The organism is Jatrophihabitans sp., assembly GCF_036388195.1.
Lineage (GTDB): Bacteria > Actinomycetota > Actinomycetes > Mycobacteriales > Jatrophihabitantaceae > Jatrophihabitans_A.
In genome coordinates, this window is the sequence record NZ_DASVSG010000090.1 from 46,016 (window position 1) to 61,660 (window position 15,645).

At 71.2% G+C, this 15,645-nt stretch carries 18 protein-coding genes and 1 pseudogene; 5 read left to right on the forward strand and 14 right to left on the reverse strand.

Features of this window, described 5'->3' with window-relative positions:
* Positions 1-21: 21 nt before the first annotated feature.
* The 3 genes from VF612_RS09770 to VF612_RS09780 all read right to left on the reverse strand — a co-directional run bounded on the left by VF612_RS09770 (position 22) and on the right by VF612_RS09780 (position 3,042).
* Complete coding sequence (locus VF612_RS09770) at positions 22-828, reverse strand: GNAT family N-acetyltransferase (protein ID WP_408659664.1); 807 nt, start codon at positions 826-828, stop codon at positions 22-24.
* Between the two features lie 45 nt (positions 829-873).
* Positions 874-1,848: an alpha/beta hydrolase gene (locus VF612_RS09775; RefSeq protein WP_408659665.1), complete on the reverse strand. Its 975-nt coding sequence runs from the start codon at positions 1,846-1,848 to the stop codon at positions 874-876.
* A gap of 354 nt (positions 1,849-2,202) precedes the next feature.
* Positions 2,203-3,042 (reverse strand): menaquinone biosynthetic enzyme MqnA/MqnD family protein, encoded by an 840-nt coding sequence (locus VF612_RS09780; protein WP_408659683.1) that lies wholly within the window; start codon positions 3,040-3,042, stop codon positions 2,203-2,205.
* Between the two features lie 67 nt (positions 3,043-3,109).
* Between VF612_RS09780 and VF612_RS09785 the strand changes: the two genes are divergently transcribed.
* Entirely contained in the window at positions 3,110-3,874 is a 765-nt protein-coding gene (locus tag VF612_RS09785) for an inositol monophosphatase family protein (protein WP_408659666.1), read from the forward strand.
* Positions 3,875-3,910: 36 nt separating this feature from the next.
* On the opposite strand, the gene VF612_RS09790 is transcribed toward VF612_RS09785, so the two are convergent.
* Both VF612_RS09790 and mqnE read right to left on the reverse strand, forming a co-directional pair.
* Positions 3,911-4,195 carry a DUF4229 domain-containing protein gene (locus tag VF612_RS09790; protein ID WP_408659667.1) on the reverse strand — a complete coding sequence of 95 codons (285 nt, stop codon included), beginning with the start codon at positions 4,193-4,195 and terminating at the stop codon, positions 3,911-3,913.
* A gap of 89 nt (positions 4,196-4,284) precedes the next feature.
* The gene (mqnE, locus tag VF612_RS09795) at positions 4,285-5,430 is read right to left on the reverse strand and encodes an aminofutalosine synthase MqnE (RefSeq protein WP_408659668.1); all 1,146 of its coding nucleotides are present in this window, start codon (positions 5,428-5,430) and stop codon (positions 4,285-4,287) included.
* A 61-nt stretch (positions 5,431-5,491) separates the two neighbouring features.
* On the opposite strand from mqnE, the gene VF612_RS09800 reads away from it, so the two are divergent.
* From VF612_RS09800 to VF612_RS09810, 3 genes are read left to right on the forward strand one after another with little or no spacing between them, the layout of a single operon-like run.
* Positions 5,492-6,118 (forward strand): FMN-binding negative transcriptional regulator, encoded by a 627-nt coding sequence (locus VF612_RS09800; RefSeq protein WP_408659669.1) that lies wholly within the window; start codon positions 5,492-5,494, stop codon positions 6,116-6,118.
* Between the two features lie 21 nt (positions 6,119-6,139).
* Positions 6,140-6,424 carry a type II toxin-antitoxin system Phd/YefM family antitoxin gene (locus VF612_RS09805; protein ID WP_408659670.1) on the forward strand — a complete coding sequence of 95 codons (285 nt, stop codon included), beginning with the start codon at positions 6,140-6,142 and terminating at the stop codon, positions 6,422-6,424.
* Positions 6,421-6,807, forward strand: a complete 387-nt coding sequence (locus tag VF612_RS09810; RefSeq protein WP_408659671.1) for a type II toxin-antitoxin system VapC family toxin — start codon at positions 6,421-6,423, stop codon at positions 6,805-6,807. The genes VF612_RS09805 and VF612_RS09810 overlap by 4 nt, the downstream gene beginning before the upstream one ends.
* 61 nt (positions 6,808-6,868) lie before the next feature.
* On the opposite strand, the gene VF612_RS09815 is transcribed toward VF612_RS09810, so the two are convergent.
* From VF612_RS09815 to VF612_RS09835, 5 genes and pseudogenes are all read right to left on the reverse strand, one after another.
* Positions 6,869-7,669, reverse strand: coding sequence for a 4'-phosphopantetheinyl transferase family protein (locus VF612_RS09815; RefSeq protein ID WP_408659672.1), 801 nt, complete (start codon positions 7,667-7,669; stop codon positions 6,869-6,871).
* A gap of 93 nt (positions 7,670-7,762) precedes the next feature.
* Positions 7,763-8,227 (reverse strand): Lrp/AsnC family transcriptional regulator, encoded by a 465-nt coding sequence (locus VF612_RS09820; RefSeq protein WP_408659673.1) that lies wholly within the window; start codon positions 8,225-8,227, stop codon positions 7,763-7,765.
* 135 nt (positions 8,228-8,362) lie between these two features.
* A pseudogene (locus VF612_RS09825) lies at positions 8,363-9,040 on the reverse strand (UbiX family flavin prenyltransferase); the annotation flags it as partial.
* A complete protein-coding gene (gene mqnP / locus VF612_RS09830) occupies positions 9,037-9,939 on the reverse strand; it encodes a menaquinone biosynthesis prenyltransferase MqnP (RefSeq protein WP_408659674.1) in 903 nt (300 codons plus the stop codon). The pseudogene VF612_RS09825 and the gene mqnP, both read right to left, overlap by 4 nt.
* 49 nt (positions 9,940-9,988) lie before the next feature.
* Positions 9,989-11,443, reverse strand: a complete 1,455-nt coding sequence (locus tag VF612_RS09835; protein ID WP_408659675.1) for a menaquinone biosynthesis decarboxylase — start codon at positions 11,441-11,443, stop codon at positions 9,989-9,991.
* Positions 11,444-11,508: 65 nt separating this feature from the next.
* Between VF612_RS09835 and VF612_RS09840 the strand changes: the two genes are divergently transcribed.
* Positions 11,509-11,799 (forward strand): PLD nuclease N-terminal domain-containing protein, encoded by a 291-nt coding sequence (locus VF612_RS09840; protein WP_408659676.1) that lies wholly within the window; start codon positions 11,509-11,511, stop codon positions 11,797-11,799.
* A 95-nt stretch (positions 11,800-11,894) separates the two neighbouring features.
* Here the strand turns inward: VF612_RS09840 and ccsB are convergent, their stop codons facing one another.
* The 4 genes from ccsB to VF612_RS09860 form a co-directional block, all read right to left on the reverse strand.
* Positions 11,895-12,974 carry a c-type cytochrome biogenesis protein CcsB gene (ccsB, locus tag VF612_RS09845; protein WP_408659677.1) on the reverse strand — a complete coding sequence of 360 codons (1,080 nt, stop codon included), beginning with the start codon at positions 12,972-12,974 and terminating at the stop codon, positions 11,895-11,897.
* 25 nt (positions 12,975-12,999) lie between these two features.
* Positions 13,000-14,589, reverse strand: coding sequence for a cytochrome c biogenesis protein ResB (resB, locus tag VF612_RS09850; protein ID WP_408659678.1), 1,590 nt, complete (start codon positions 14,587-14,589; stop codon positions 13,000-13,002).
* Positions 14,590-15,405 (reverse strand): cytochrome c biogenesis CcdA family protein, encoded by an 816-nt coding sequence (locus VF612_RS09855; RefSeq protein WP_408659679.1) that lies wholly within the window; start codon positions 15,403-15,405, stop codon positions 14,590-14,592.
* Between the two features lie 3 nt (positions 15,406-15,408).
* On the reverse strand, positions 15,409-15,645 hold a 237-nt coding region (locus VF612_RS09860; protein WP_408659680.1), incomplete at its 5' end, for a TlpA family protein disulfide reductase.

Sequence of the window (15,645 nt, forward strand, 5' to 3'; positions counted from 1 at the left end):
TCCGGCGGCGGCGTGGCCTGCTCAGGCAGTCGGACGGCCGGGCGGCGTCCACAGGTAGGGCGTGGTGGTGGCGACCGCGGTGAAGCCCAGCCGTTGCAGGATCGGGGCGCTGTCGGCGGAGGCGTCGACCTGCAGGTACCGGTTGCCCACCTGGACGGCGTACTGGGCCCGCCGCGCCACCAGCGCCCGGTAGATGCCCTTGCCACGCCATTCCGCCAGGGTCGCGCCGCCCCACAGGGTGGCGAAGTCGGTGCCGGGGCTGCGCACCAGCCAGGCCGCGCTGACCAGCCGCGAGTCCGCCTCGGCCACGAAGATGGCGAGGTCGTCGGGGTCCGCGGCCTGCCGGTCGGCGAGGTCGCCGGCCAGCCAGTGCCAGTCCTCGTTCCAGATCTCGGTCTGCAGCGCCCCGATGCGATCGAAGTCCACCTGGTCGCTGACCCGGCGGATGCGGACTTCCGCGGGCAGCTCAGGCTCCTCGGTCAGCTGCTCGGCCGGGCCGATCACCACGGTCTCGACCTCACCGGCCACGAACCCGGCGGCCAGGAGCCGGTCGGGCAGGTCGGCCGGCTCATCGTAGGAATGGGTCTTCCACTCGAAGGTCTCGCCGTGGCTGGCGTAGAACCGGCAGGTCCGCTCGATCAGCTCGTCCAGCGCCTGGCCGGTCAGTCCCGCCAGGTCGCGGTAGTCGACCCAGCCGTAATGCTTGCCCCCGGTCACCCGCAGCAGCGGGCCGTCCCGATCCACCCGCATGCTCTCGGGCCGCCTGGCGGGCAGCACGCCCCGGACCTGCTGGTGGTAGGCGGCGCGGAGCTCGGCTGCGCTGGTCACCGGGCTAGTGTGTGGCACGAGCCAGGGGCGGCGGAGGTCCGCCCGCTAATCGGAGCCGCCGGCCAGCAGGTTGCGCAGGTCCTCCGCCGCCTGGGCCGCGGCGCTGTCGGCCACCGCCGACACCCCGCCGAAGCCGAAGTACGAGTGGTTCAGGGTGGGCCACTCACGGCTGATCACCCGGACGCCGGCCTTGCGCAGCGCGTCGCCATAGAAGTTCCCCTCGGTGCGCAGCAGGTCCAGCGTGGCGGTATGGATCACGGCCGGCGCGACACCGCTGAGGTCCGGCGCGCGCATCGGCGAGACCCGCCAGTCGTAGGAGGACTCCTCGTCGACGTAGTTGGTCGCGAAGTTCACCATGCCCTGCAACGTCAGGCCGTAGTTGCTGCCGGTGGTGCGCCGCGACATGTAATGGGCGTTGATCTGCGGATCGGAGTACCGGCCGGCGACATCGGTCACCGGGTAGAGCAGCAGCTGCGCCGAGACCGGCTGGCCGGCATCCCGCCGGGCGATCGCCACCGACGCGGCCAGCTGGCCGCCGGCGCTGTCACCGGCCAGGACCAGCGTGCCGTCGTCCCCACCGAACTCGGCGGTCCGCTGGGCGATCCACTCGGTGGCCAGCAGGGCGTCCTCGAACGCGGCCGGGAACGGATGCTCGGGCGCCAGCCGGTACCCGACCGACACCACCACCATGTCGGCCTGGGTGCAGATCCGGCGGGCGTGGCCGAGGTGGGTGTCGATGGTGCCGGAGATCCAGCCGCCGCCGTGGAAGTAGACCACCGTCGGCTTGGCCTCGGTCCCGGCCGGACGCAGCACCCGGATGGGCAGCGGGCCATGCGGGCTGTCGATCTCCTGATCGGTCTCCGAGGCCGGGATCAGCGCCGGGTTCATCTTCTGCTGGGCCAGCAGGTGAGCCCTGCCCGCGACCTCCCGGGACTCTTCGATGGTGGCTTCCTCGGGCGCCTCGACGGGCGTGCTGGCCAGCCACTCCGCCAGCTCCGCGTCCATGGTGGGTTCTGTCACGAGTGGCCTTTCGAGTTCGACCGTGCGCCGGTGGTGCTGTCGCGTTCGGGGGGTTGCCCACCCCTCGTGCGCCCGCCTTTCATTGAAGCAGCCGCCAGGTTCAGGGCGGGGTCCCGGGGTTTGCGTTGCCTCGGAGTGACCCGTGAGGGATTTATGTGAGAATGGCTACCGAATCGTGGTCAGAGCACTACGCTAAGTTCACGGCAAGTTAGACCTTCGGGACAAACCAGGCTGGGGGATGCGGAGCTAGTCCCGTCTTGCTCCACCCTCATGAGGGTGGCGGAGTTTCGCCTGCCCGCGCACGAAACTCCGTCACTCTCGCCCGTGGTACCCCCGTTGCCCTGTGCCAAGGGGCTAGACCTGCGCGAACTCCGGTGTCACCGGGCCGGCGACGGCGCCGACCGCCGCGACGCGCCGCGCGAACTCCGTCAAGCCGGCCAGCTGGCGGTCAGCGAGGGAGAAGTCGAGCGTCCGGAAGTAGTTGGCCAGCGTCGGGGCGTCGAAGACCTCCCACCGAGCGGCCTGGGACGCCACCTCCTCCACATGCGCCAAGGCCTCGTCCCGGCTGCTGACGAAGGCGGCATGCACGTCCTTGACCAGGCCGGGGTGCTCGGCGGCGAAGTCCCGGCGGACCGCCCACACCGCGAAGACCATCGGCAGGCCGGTCCACGATCGCCAGGCTTCCCCCAGGTCGTGCACGTCCAGGCCCTTGCTCGCGCCCTCGTACGTCGCCCGCAGCGCCACGTCGCCGATCACCACCGCGGCGTCGGCCTCGAGCATCATCGCCGTCAGGTCCGGTGGGCAGCTGAAGTACTCCGGCTCCACCCGGTGCACCTCGCGCAGCCACAGCTGGGCCAGCAACACCGAGGTCCGCGACGTCGAGCCCAGCGCGACCGGCCGGCCGCCGAGCTCGGCCAGCGGACGCTGCGACACCAGGTCCACCGACAGCACCGGGCCGTCGGAGCCGACCGCGATGTCGGGCAGCAACAGCAGGTCATCGGCATGCCGCAGGTACTCCACCAGCGAGATCGGCCCGATGTCGAGCGCGCCCTCGACCAGCAGCTGATTGAGGTTGTCGGGGGTGTCCTTGGTGAGCTCCAGGTCGAGCAGGGCGCCCGAGCGCACCAGGCCCCAGTAGATCGGCAGGCAGTTCAGGAACTGGATATGGCCGACCCGCGGCCTGGCATTGGGCAGTTCCGTCACCCTCTGAGGTTACCCGGGGATAACTGGCCGGGGGGCCGATCCGGCTAGGCTCGCGAGCGTGACCGACGACCTGCGGCTGGCCGGCGAACTGGTACGGCAGGCCGGTCGGTTGGCGGCCTGGATGTTGCGCGAGGGCCTGGACACCCACCACAAGAGCTCGGTGTCCGACGTCGTCTCCGACGCAGACCATGCCGCCGAGGAGCTGATCGTGGCGGCGCTGCGGTCCGCGCGCCCCGATGACGGCCTGGTCGGCGAGGAGGGCGCCAACCAGCCGGCCGTCGGCGGCCGGACCTGGTACATCGACCCGGTCGACGGCACCTACAACTTCCTGTCCGGGTTGCCGTACTGGTGTTCGGCGCTCGCGCTGGCCCCGGCGTGCGGAGCTGGCGAGCCGGTGCTGGGCGCGGTCTATCACCCGTCCGCCGACGAGCTGTGGCTCGGTGGGGTGGACCAGCCGACCAGCTGCAACGGCGTGCCGGTTCGGCAACTGCCCGACGTCCCGCTGGCGCGATTGTCGCTGGCCAGTTACCTGCACCCGGCGACGCTGCCCGACGACGGCGCCCGCGAGCCGCTGCTCGCCGTTATGCGCGGCGCGGCGACGGTCCGGATGCTGGGCTCGGGATCGCTGGAGCTCGCGGCGGTGGCCGGCGGCCGGCTGGGGGTCTGGGCGCAGCTGGACACCCTGGACTGGGACTGGCTGCCCGGGGCCGCGCTGGTGCGAGCCGCCGGCGGGGTCACCGAGGTGGTGCATCATCGCGGGCATCGCTGGCACCTGGCGGGCAACCGGCAGGCCGTCGGCGAGATCCGCGCGTTGCTGGGCTGACCCGCGTCGTCCTACTGCTGGGCTGCCCGCGTCGTCCTACTGCTGGGCTGCCCGCCCGGTGCCCTGCTCCTCCTCGGGCTCGCCTTCGAGCTGGACGGCGAGGGTGTGCCGTTGTGACTGCCGGGCCGTCACCCTGGCTTCGAGGTTGGCCGCCAGCCGGGCACGCTGCTTGCGCAGCAGGATGTAGGACAGCGGGATCGACAGCACCACCGCGATCATCCCGGCCAGCAGCCCCGGCACCCGGGCAACCCAGAGCAGCCCCCACAGCGCCAGGAAGAGGGCGAACCGCAGCACGGTGTAGAGCCACATCGCGCCCAGCATCTGCCCAGGGGACGGCGCACCAGAAACCGGCGCTCCCGGGGACGGTGTTCCGCGCTCGCTGCGATCCTCAGGTCCGGACTGCGTCATCGTCAGGCCCAGACTGCTTGCGGTTCGGCGCGACGCTGCGCCAGCGGGACCGGCGGCTCGTACTCGCGGATCACCTCGTAGCGGGTGTTGCGCTCCTTCGGCTGGAAGCCGGCGTCGCGGATCAGCTCCAGCAGGTTCTCCCGTGTCAGCTTGTCCGGCGTGCCGAAGCCGTCCGCGTCGTGGGTGATCTTGTACTCGACGACCGAGCCGTCCATGTCGTCGGCGCCGTAGTTCAGGGCCAGCTGCGAGGTGGACAGGCCGTGCATCACCCAGAACACCTTGACGTGCGGAAAGTTGTCCAGCATCAGCCGGGACACCGCGAAGGTCTTGAGCACATCGGCGGGCTGGGCCATCCGGAGGTGTGAGAGCCGGTTGTTGTCGTTGTGGAACCGCAGCGGGATGAAGACCTGAAAGCCACCGGTCTCGTCCTGCAGCTCGCGCAGCCGCAGCACGTGGTCGACCCGGTGCCGGGGCTCCTCGATGTGGCCGTACAGCATGGTGGCCGGCGTCCTGAGCCCCTTGGAGTGGGCCAGCCGGTGGATCCGCGACCAGTCCTCCCAGTGGGTGTCGTGGTCGACGATCTGCTTGCGGACCTCCCAGTCGAAGATCTCGGCGCCGCCGCCGGTGAGCGACTCCAGCCCGGCGTCGATCAGCTCGTCCAGGATGTCGCTGGCCGGCAGCCCGGAGATCTCCTCGAAGTAGTGCACCTCGGTGGCCGTGAACGCCTTGAGCGCGACCCCGGGAAGCACCGCCTTGAGCTCCCGCAGCACCCGCGGGTAGTACTTCCACGGCAGGGTCGGGTGCAGGCCGTTGACGATGTGCAGCTCGGTGAGGCCGTCGTCCTTCATGGCCAGCGCCAGCTCGACGGCCTCCTCGACCCGCATGGTGTAGGCGTCCTTGGCGCCGGGCTTGCGCTCGAAGGAGCAGTAGGCGCAGGAGGCCCGGCAGACGTTGGTCAGGTTGAGGTGGCGGTTGACGTTGAAGTACACCGCGTCGCCGTTCTTGGCGGTCCGCACCGCGTGCGCCTGGGCGCCGAGCCAGGCCAGGTCATCGCAGTCGTAGAGATCCTCGCCATCGGAGCGGGTCAGCCGCTCGCCCGCGGCGATCTTCTCGGTCAGTTCGGCCTTGCGGACCGCGTTCCATGCCATGGGCTCAGCCTACGTTCCGGCGCTGTTCCCGCTGCGCGAAACCAGCTGCCATGCTGGTCACATGTACGTCCCCGCGCACTTCGCGATGTCACCGGACGAGGTGGCCGAGCTGCTGTCGGCCATCACCGCGGTGGACCTGGTCAGCACCACCCCGGACGGCCTGACGGCGACCTTCCTGCCGATGCTCTTCGACCCGCAGGCCGGCACGCTGCAGGGCCATGTCGCCCGCAACAACCCGCACTGGCGGGCCGCAGCCAGCGGTACGTCCCTGGTGATCGCGCACGGCCCGGATGCCTACGTGTCGCCGTCCTGGTATGCCAGCAAGGCAGAACACGGCCGGGTGGTGCCGACCTGGAACTACGTCACCGCGCACGTGTACGGGCAGCTCGTGGTGCATGACGACGTGGAGTGGCTGCGGTCGCTGGTCAGCCGGCTGACCGCCCGGCACGAGCAGGCCCAGCCCGAGCCGTGGGCGATGACGGACGGGCCTGTCGACTACATGGAAGGGCAGCTGCGCGCGATCGTCGGCGTGGAGCTGGTGATCGAGCGGATCGAGGCCAAGGCCAAGCTCAGCCAGAACCGATCGGTGGCCGACCGGGAGGGCGTGCGCGCCGCCCTGGCAGCTGCCGGCGGCGCGAGCGGGCAGGCGGTCGCCGAGCAGATGGCCGCACGTCGCGCCCGCGCCTGAGATTGTGCTACTCTGTGCTACATGACGGAGAAGGACAAGCAGGTAGGCGTTCGTGAGCTGCGCCAGAACGCCAGCGCGCTGCTGGACCGGGTTGCCAAGGGTGTGACGATCCAGATCACCAACCACGGCCATCCGGTCGCGCAGCTGGCTCCGCTCGACGGTCAGCGGCACGGCCGCGCCGACCTGATCGCCAGCGGCGAGCTGCAGCCCGGACGCGGGAACGTGCTCGACGTCGAACCGGTCCAGCCGCCGCCCGGCGCGCCCACCACCGATGAGCTGCTCGCCGGCCTGCGCGAGGACCGGTGATCTACGCCGACACCTCCGCCCTGGCCAAGCTGCTGATCGCCGAGGCCGAGACGCCTGCCCTGCGCGACTGGATCTCCCAGCAGGATGCCCGGCTGGTGACCAACTCCGTCGGCGTCGTGGAATTGCGCAGGCTGGCCGCCCGGGTCAGCCAGCAGGCACTGGGAGCGGCCACCGTGCTGCTCGGCCGGATCGACCGGCTGGCCCTGACCCCGGCGGCGCTGGCGTTGGCCGGTGAGTTGCCACCTCCGGAGGTCCGCACCCTGGACGCCCTGCACATCGCCTCGGCGGCAGAGTTGCCCGAGCTGCAGGTCTTGGTGACCTATGACCGTCGGATGGCTGAGGCAGCGACGCGTTACGGCCTGCCGGTCGAATCTCCGGCGTAAGCCGGTCGGGTTCCGGTCCAGCGGGTCAGTCGGGTCAGCCGGCGGGTCAGTCGAAGGCCGGTCAGTCGAAGGCGGCGGCGTCTCCCTCGATGACCGCCGGGGGCAGGTCCAGCACCCGGGCGTCGGATGTCGGGCCCGCCACCGCGACCGCGCCGGCGTACCCGGCAGGGACCGGCACGTCCAGCACGTTCCAGCCGTCCGGCAACGGCGCCAGCCCGGCAGCGCCCAGGTAGTCGGTGCCCAGGCCCCGGGACAGGCCGGTGCCGATCCCCTTCAGGTAGGCCTCCTTGCGCGTCCACACCCTGGCGAAGGCCACCTCGGGACGTCCCGCCGCGGCGATCTCGCGCTGCTCGGCCGGGTGCAGGCGGGCGCTGAGGTCCGCCGCGACCTGCGCGTCGGGCACCTCCTCGACATCGACCCCGACCGGCGCCGCGGCCACGCCGACCAGCACCAGATCCCCGCCGTGGGACAGCGAGAACTGCACCGGCTGCTCGGTCCCCGCCAGCGCGGGCCGGCCGTGCGGCGCGCTGCAGTTCGGGCAGGACTGCCGCAGGAACGTCACCTCGCCCGGCGGCAGGCCGAGCTGCCGGCCGAGGACGTAGCGCAGCGCGATGTGCGCGGCCAGGTAGCTGTGCCGGTCGCGGTCCCGGACGAACTTCGCCGCCCGCTGCCGCTCGCGGTCATCCAGCACCGACACGTCTGCCCGCTCGACGCGCACGCCGGACACCGACAACACGTAGACATCCAGGAAACTGCTGCGAGGACGGGCCGCGACGGCGGCGCCTGCCGACTCGCGCGGGTAACCGGCGCCAGGCAATCCGGTCTCCTCCCCGACCTCGTGACTGGACGAGCGCGACACCATGCCCGGCTGCGGTGGGCATGTTATGAAATCGACATCAATGTAGTACCCGCAGGCCGTCGTGGTCGGCCTATTCGGCGCGCCGGCTGGGATCGATCAGCTACCGGGCTGCGGATGCCCCGCCGCCTGGACCCGTCCCTCGAACCTGGTGGACAGCACCACCGTGGACCGGGTCCGGGCCACCCCCCGGATCTTGGACAGCGCCCGGATGGCGATCTCGAGCCCACCGACGTCGGGCACCCGGACCTTCACCACGAAGGACTCCTCGCCCGCGACGAACCAGCAGTCCTCGACCGCGGCCAGCGCCGCGAGCTCGTCGGCCACCAGGTCCTCATCGGCCGTGTCGGACAGGAAGATCCCGACCAGCGCGCTCATCGAGTAGCCGAGCGATTCGGGCGCCACCGCCGCGTGGTAGCCGGTGATCACGTTCTGGGCCTCGAGCTTGTTGACCCGCTCATGCACGGCCGGCGCCGACAGGCCGACCTCGCGGGCCAGCTCGGCGTAGGTCGCGCGGGCGTTGGCCCGCAGGGCATCCAGAATCGCGCGGTCAACGGCGTCCATGGCTGGAGTCTGTCAGGCCGTCGTGGCCGCCGGGCCGGATTGGGCCGCCACGCCTGGTTCGGCCGCTGCCACGCCGGGTTCGGCCGCCGCTCCGGCTGGTTCGGCCGCCGCTCCGGCTGGTTCAGCCGCCCGGCCGGCGCCGAGCTCCCCGGTCCACCGGGTGATCAGCGAGTGCGGGACCCCGAGCACGTCGAGCACCTTGGCGGCCACGAAATCGACGAGTTGCTGGACCGATCCGGCGCCGGCGTAGAAGGCCGGGCTGGCCGGCAGCACCACCGCGCCCGCGTCGTACAGCTCGATCAGGTGGGTGAGGGTGGCCCGGGTGTAGGGCGTCTCCCGCGGCACCACCACCAGCGGCCGGCGCTCCTTGAGGGTGACGTCGGCGGCTCGCTGCAGCAGGTCCTTCGACAGCCCCAGCGCGATCCCGGCGACCGCCGCGGTGGAGGCCGGCACGACTGCCATGCCCCGCGCCGGGTACGACCCGCTGGCCGGGCCGGCGCTCAGATCGGTCGCCGTCCAGTACCGCAGGTCGCCGCCTGCCTCACCGGCGGCGTCCAAGCCGAGCCAGGACGCGGCGTCCTCGGCCCAGTGGTTGTCCCGGAAGGCGATGCCGGTCTCGTCCAGGATGGTCAGCCGGGCCGCCCGGGACACGATGAGGTCCACCGGGTGCCCGGCCTGCAACAGCGCCCTGATCACCGCCTTGGCGTACGGGGTTCCCGACGCCCCGGACACCCCGATGATCCAGGGCACCCGCCCGGTCACGCCGTCAATCGCTCCGCTCCTCGCTCGTTCCTCGCTGCGATGCTCACTCATGGCCGCAGGCCCTGCACGATCAGGTCAGCCAGGGCGAAGACGAACAGCTGGATGCCGACGAAGCCGTTGGCGGTGAAGAACGCCCGGTTCACCCGGGACAGGTCATCGGCCCGGACGATCAGGTGCTCGTAGACCAGCACCGCGGCGGTGATCGCCAGGCCCAGCCACCACAGCCAGCCCAGCCCCGCGGCCAGGCCGAACCAGGCGTAGCAGGCGACGGTCACCACATGGGTGATGCTCGACCAGCGCAGCGCGGCCGCGACGCCGAACCGGGCCGGGAACGACCGGGAGCCGATCACCCGGTCGATCTCGGCGTCCTGGCAGGAGTAGATCAGGTCGAAGCCGCCGATCCAGGTGCCGACCGCGAGCCCCAGCGCGGTGGCCGGCCACGCGAAGCCGCCGGTCACGCCCATCCAGGCCCCGATCGGCGCCACCGCCTGAGCCAGCGCCAGCAGGACCTGCGGAAAGTCGGTGAACCGCTTGCCGTAGGAGTAGAGGATCAGCAGCCCGACCGCGACCGGCGACAGCAGCAGCGGCAGCGGGCCCAGCGCGGCCGCGCAGGCCAGGAAGATCACCAGCGCGACGGCGAAGCCACGCCAGGCCACCGCCACCGACAGCGCACCGGTGACCAGCTCACGCTGCGCGGTACGGGGGTTCAGGGCGTCGAAGCCGCGGTCCAGGATCCGGTTGCCGGCCATCGCCACCGTCCGGGCCGACACCATCGCGACGACGATCAGCAGCAGCTGCCACCAGTGCACCGAGCGCGACTCGTCCCACATCGCCGTGAAGGCGGCGATCAGCGCGAACGGCAGCGCGAACACCGAGTGCTCGATCATCACCAGCCGCAGGAACGCCCGGGTCCTGCCGGGTCGCACCTTGGTGAGGGGGGCGGCTGACACGCCCTTGAGTCTGCCAGCCGCCGCGAGGCGAGGTGCGGCTACGGCAGAGTCAGCTGATCCCGTACTCGCGCCAGCGGCGCTGGACCAGCTCCACCGTCGACTGGTCCAGCACGCAGGCCTCGGGCCAGCCGCCCTCTCGCCGGTAACCCTCGGTCGGCAGCTTGGCGGTGGCGTCGATGCCCAGCTTGCCGCCGTAGAACTGCTCGTAGGACGAGTGGTCCAGGTGGTCCACCGGCCCGGTCATGTGCACCACGTCGTGGGCGTAGTCGACGTTGCCGAACGCGCGCCAGGCGACCTCGTTGTAGTCGTGCACGTCACAATCGGCGTCGACCACCACGATCAGCTTCGACAGCGACAGCAGGCCGGCGCCCCAGATCGCGTTCATCACCTTGTGCGCGTGCTTGGGGAACCGCTTGTGGATCGAGACGATGGCGCAGTTGTGGAACACCCCGGCCTCGGGCAGGTCGTAGTCCACGATCTCGGGAATGGTCAGCCTGATCAGCGGCCGGAAGATCCGCTCAGTCGCCTTGCCCAGCGGCCCGTCCTCCTGCGGCGGACGGCCGACCACGATGGACTGGTAGATCGGCTTCTCCCGGGTGGTCATCACGTCCACGTGCATGTAGGGAAACGGCTCGACCGGCGTGTAGAAGCCGGTGTGGTCGCCGAACGGGCCCTCGGGCAGCCGGGCGCCCGGTTCGACCCAGCCCTCCAGGACCACCTGCGCGTTGGCCGGCACCTGCAGCGGCACCGTCAGGCAGTCCACCAGCTCCACCCGTTCCCGCTGCAGGAACCCGGCGAACAGGTACTCGTCGATGTCGGCGGGCAGCGGCGCGGACGCGGCGTAGGTGACCGCCGGCGGGCAGCCGAACGCGATCGCCACCGGCAGCCGGTCGCCCCGGCGCTCGGCGATGGCGGCGTGCGAGGTGGAGTCCTTGTGGATCTGCCAGTGCAGGCTCACCGTCCGGCGATCCTGCTGCTGCAGCCGGTACATGCCCAAGTTGCGGGCGCCGGTCTCGGGATGCTTGGTGTGGGTCAGGCCGAGGTTGAGGAACACCCCGCCGTCCCCGGGCCAGGACCTGACCCCGGGCAGCAGGTCGAGGTCGACGTCCTCGCCGCGCAGCACGACCTCCTGGCAGCGGGCTCGCTTGCCGTGCCGCGGCGGGGCGTTGCGCAGCTGGGCGGCCTTGCCCAGCGCCTCCCGGAATCCTCCGAATCCCTGGGGCAGCTCCGGTTTGAGCAGGCCGGCGATCCGGTCGCCGATCTCGTCGAGGTCGGAGACCCCGAGCGCTCGGCACATTCGCGAGGTGGTGCCGAACAGGTTCATCAGCAGCGGCATCCTGCCCCGGGTGGGGTTCTCGAACAGCAGCGCCGGGCCACGGTCGCGCACGACCCTTTGCACGATGCCGGTGACTTCTAGATCTGGATCGACCGGCGCCTTGACCCGGACCAGCTCGCCGGAGCGTTCCAGGGCACGGACCAGGTCAGCCAGATCGGTGTACGCCACCGTGTCAGTATCCCTGCCTGCCTAATCCGGCGCCGTCAGGCCGCGAACGACCTAAGCTGGTTGACATGCTCCTCAAGCTGGGTGGCCTCTTCTTCCTCGTCAGTGTGGTGTTCTGGCTCTGGGCGATCTTCGATTCGCTGACCTGCGACGACAAGCGGGTGCGCAACCTGCCCCGGTGGGGGTGGGTGGTGGTGATCCTGGTGTTCCTGGAGTTCGGCGCGCTGGCCTGGGTGATCTTCGGCCGGCCCCGCGGCGGGCAGCTGGCCGCCCGCGGCAGCAAGACCCAGCCACCCCGCAGCGGGCCGGTCGGCCCCGACGACGATCCGGACTTCCTGCGCAACATCAAGGGGCCCTGAGCGGTTGCCGCTAACTCAACCCGGCGGCGCAGGCTCAACCGTGCCGACTAGCCCCAACCCGCGCTAGCCCAACCCGGAGCTAGGTCAACCCGGAGCTAGGTCAACCCGGCGTAGGAGTGCAGGCCGGAGATGACGATGTTGACGACGAAGAAGTTGAACGTCATGGCCCCGAAGCCGAGCAGGTTGATGTAGGCCGCCCGGTTGCCCTTCCAGCCGGCCGTCGCGCGGGCATGCAGGTACATGGCGTAGACGACCCAGGCGATGAAGGCCCAGGTCTCCTTCGGGTCCCAGCCCCAGTACCGGCCCCAGGCCGCCTCGGCCCAGATGGCGCCGAAGATGACCCCCGCGGTGTAGATCGGGAACGCGAACGCCACCGTCCGGTAGGCGGCCTTGTCCAGCGTCCCGGCCGCCGGCAGCCGGGAGCCCAGCGCGGCTAGCCGGGCCGGAGCCGTCCCGGCCGCGGCGTGCCGCTCGAAGCGGGACCGCACCAGGTACATCGCGGTGATCGCCGCCGAGGTCAGCAGGATCCCCTCGGCGACCGCGACCGCGGAGACATGGATGGCCAGCCAGTACGACTGCAGCGCCGGCACCAGCTTGGACGCCTTGGTGTAGAGCGTGCCGGCCAGGAACATCACCAGCAGCACCGGCATCATCACGAACAGGCCGAGGTAGCGCAGCTGCGGCATCTTGACCAGGGTGGCAAGCCAGGCCACCGTCGCCATCAGGCCCACCACCAGGGTGAACTCGTACATGTTGCCCCACGGCACCCGGTCCACCGCGATGCCCCGGAGGGTGACACAGGCCAGGTGGAACGCCGCTGCCAGCACCGTCAGCCCGACCGCCGCGCGACCCCAGCGCCGGCCGGCCGGGCCACCGGACTCGACCGAGCCGGCGCCGTAGCGGGGCTGATCGGGCGCCGGGCTCAACCCGCTGGCGGGCTCGCTGGCCGGCTCGCTGGCCGAATCGCTGGCCGAATCGCTGGCCGAATCGCTGCCGCCGACCAGCGCCGGCCGCCGGACAGCGCCGCTTGAGACGGCGCCGCTTGAGACGGAGCCGCTCTGGACGGCGCTGGTCTGGGCGATCCGGCCGTTCTTGCCGAAGGCGTACTCGCCGGTGTAGGCCACCACGGCGAGCATGTAGGTGCCGGTGGCCGCCGTCCACAGTGATTCGGACAACGAAGCCAGGCCGTCGAGGGCCATCTCAGTCCTTTCCCGCGCCGATCTTCTCGGCAGCCGCCGATGATGGCGCCACCGTGGCAGGCGGCGGGCCGGCGTCCAGAACCGCCGCCAGCTCCGTGACGATCGCCTGGAACTCGGTGCTGAAGTTCCCGCCGTCGTTGCGAGCCAAACCGCCTGCCGATACCACCCTACGAGCCGAGGCGTCCGGTGCGGCAATGCGCACCCACAGCCGGCGCCGGCGGACTGCCAGCGAGCCCAGCAGGCCTGCCACCATCAGGATCGACGCGATCAGCAACCCGGTCTGGGCCGGGTCGTGCGAGACCTGCAGGTTGGCCCATTGGCGGTAGCCGTCGAAGCGGATCACGGTGCCGTCCGGCAGCGTCAGCGACTGCCCGACCGCCAGGTTCTTCGCGCCCACCTGCTTGAGCTTGCCGGCAGCGATCTGCTTCTGGTCGAGGGAGTAGACCGACTGCGGTTTGCCCCCCGGGTTCAGCTCGCCGGTGTAGGCGAGCACGGCCAGCACCGGGTTGGTGGCCTGCGGCGCGAGCGAGCTGACGACGCCGCCGCTGATGACCGGAGTGGGCGCGAAGACGGCGCTCAATCCGAGGTCGTCGTCCTCGGTGGCGTCCCGGCCCGGCAGCTTGAAGGCGCCTTCGCTGGTCAGCACCTCGTCCTGGGGCAGGAACGCCTGGGTGTCGGTGACCGGGGTGCGGCCCGGCCGGGTGATGGTCACGGTCGGCGAGAAGCCGTGGTTGAGCAGGTAGACCCGGTCGCCCTTGAGCCGCAGCGGATGGTTGACCGTGATGACCCCGCGCCGGGGCTCGGCGGCCAGGTCCTCGGAGTAGGTGATGTCGGCCTTGAACTGGGCCGGCGTGCCGTCCTCGCGGTAGCTGGCGGTGAACTTGTCGAGCCGGTCGATGCAGAAGTCGGCCAGCGTGCCGGACCCGGCCAAGCGTCCGGCGGAGAAGGAGTCGTAGGAGATGGGGCGGTTGCAGAAGCCCGAGCCCTCGGTGGTGACGATCGAGCCCTCGTAGCTGAGCGACCGGCCGGCGGCGATCAGGACCAGGGCGGCCAGCAGCGAGACGTGGAACAGCAGGTTGCCGGCCTCCCGGCTGTAGCCCTTCTCGGCCGAGACGGCCACCGCGCCGCTCTCCTCGGTGCGGACTGCCGTGCGCCAGCGCGGCCGCAGCGAGCGGGTGATCCGGGCTGCGGCCTCGTCGGCATCGAGGCCGGTGCTCAGCGTGGCGTTCTCGGCAAGCCGGTCCAGGTGGCGGGGAGCCTTGAGCGGCCGGGCGCGCAGGGCCCGGGCGTAGACAGCGATCCGGGGAATCAGGCAGCCGATCAGCGAGGCGAACAGCAGCAGGTAGACCGCCGAGAACCAGATCGAGCCGAAGACGTCGAAGGCGCCGATCCGGTCCAGGAACCGGCCCCAGGCGCCATGGGTGGCCAGGTACTGCTGCACCTTCGGCGGGTTGAGCGGTCGTTGCGGCAGCAGCGAGCCGGGCACCGAGGCCAGCGCCAGCAGGAACAGCAGCACCAGCGCGGTCCGCATCGACACCAGCCGCCGCCAGAGCTGGCGAACCGGACGCGGCAGCCGCAGCGGGGTGGTCATCTACAGCCCTGATCCGACGCCGACGCCGGCGAACTGCAGCCGCAGGTAGTTCATCCAGTGATCCCAGACCCCGCTGAGCAGCAGCACCCCCATCACGATCAGCACGGCGCCGCCGATCTGGCTGACCAGCCGGGCGTGCCGGCGCACGACGGCCAGCGCGCCGCTGACCCAGCCGAGGCCGGCCGCGACCAGCAGGAAGGGCACGCCCAGCCCCAGGCAGTACGCCGCCGACAGCAGCGCGCCGCGGGCGGCCGTGCCCTCGGTGGCGGCCAGGGCGTACACGGCGCCGAAGGTCGGGGTCAGGCACGGCGTCCAGGCCAGCCCGAAGGTGAGCCCCAGCAGCGGGGCGCCGAGCAGGCCGGCTTGCGGCAGCCGGTGCAGCTTCACCTCCCGCTGCAGGAACCGGAACCTGCCCAGGAACACCAGGCCCATCCCGATCGTGACGACGCCGAAGATCCGTTCCAGCAGCAGCCGGTGCACGTTGATGGTGGAGCCGAGGGTGCCGAACAGCGCCCCGGTGGCGACGAACACCGCGGTGAAGCCCAGCACGAACAGCAGCGCCCCGCCGACCATCCGGCGCTGCCGGCGGGCGGTCCGCACCGCGCCGGCGCTCTCACCGGCGCTGTTGCCGAGGTTGTCGCCGAGGTTGTCGCCGGCCAGGCCCGCGACGTAGGAGAGGTAGCCCGGCACCAGCGGCAGCACGCACGGTGACAGGAAGCCGAGCACGCCGACCAGCATCGCCACGCCCGCGGCCGGGATCAGCGCGCCGTCGGTGACGGTGCTGCTGAACCCGCTGGCGAGCACGGCCTTGCCCACCGCTCAGGCCTCTTCGGTCAGCTCGTCGAGCGCCGGAGTGAGGTCCTTCGGCAGCACCGAGCCGACGTAGACCGCCGCGACCCTGCCCTGCTTGTCGATCACCACGGTCGAGGGCAGGGCGGCCATCGGCACGTCCCCGAGCTGGATGGCGGTCCGGGCTGCCTCGTCGTAGACCACGGGGAAGGTGATGCCCTTGTCCTTGAGCCAGGACTGCGCGGCGCTCTTGGACGGATCCTTGAC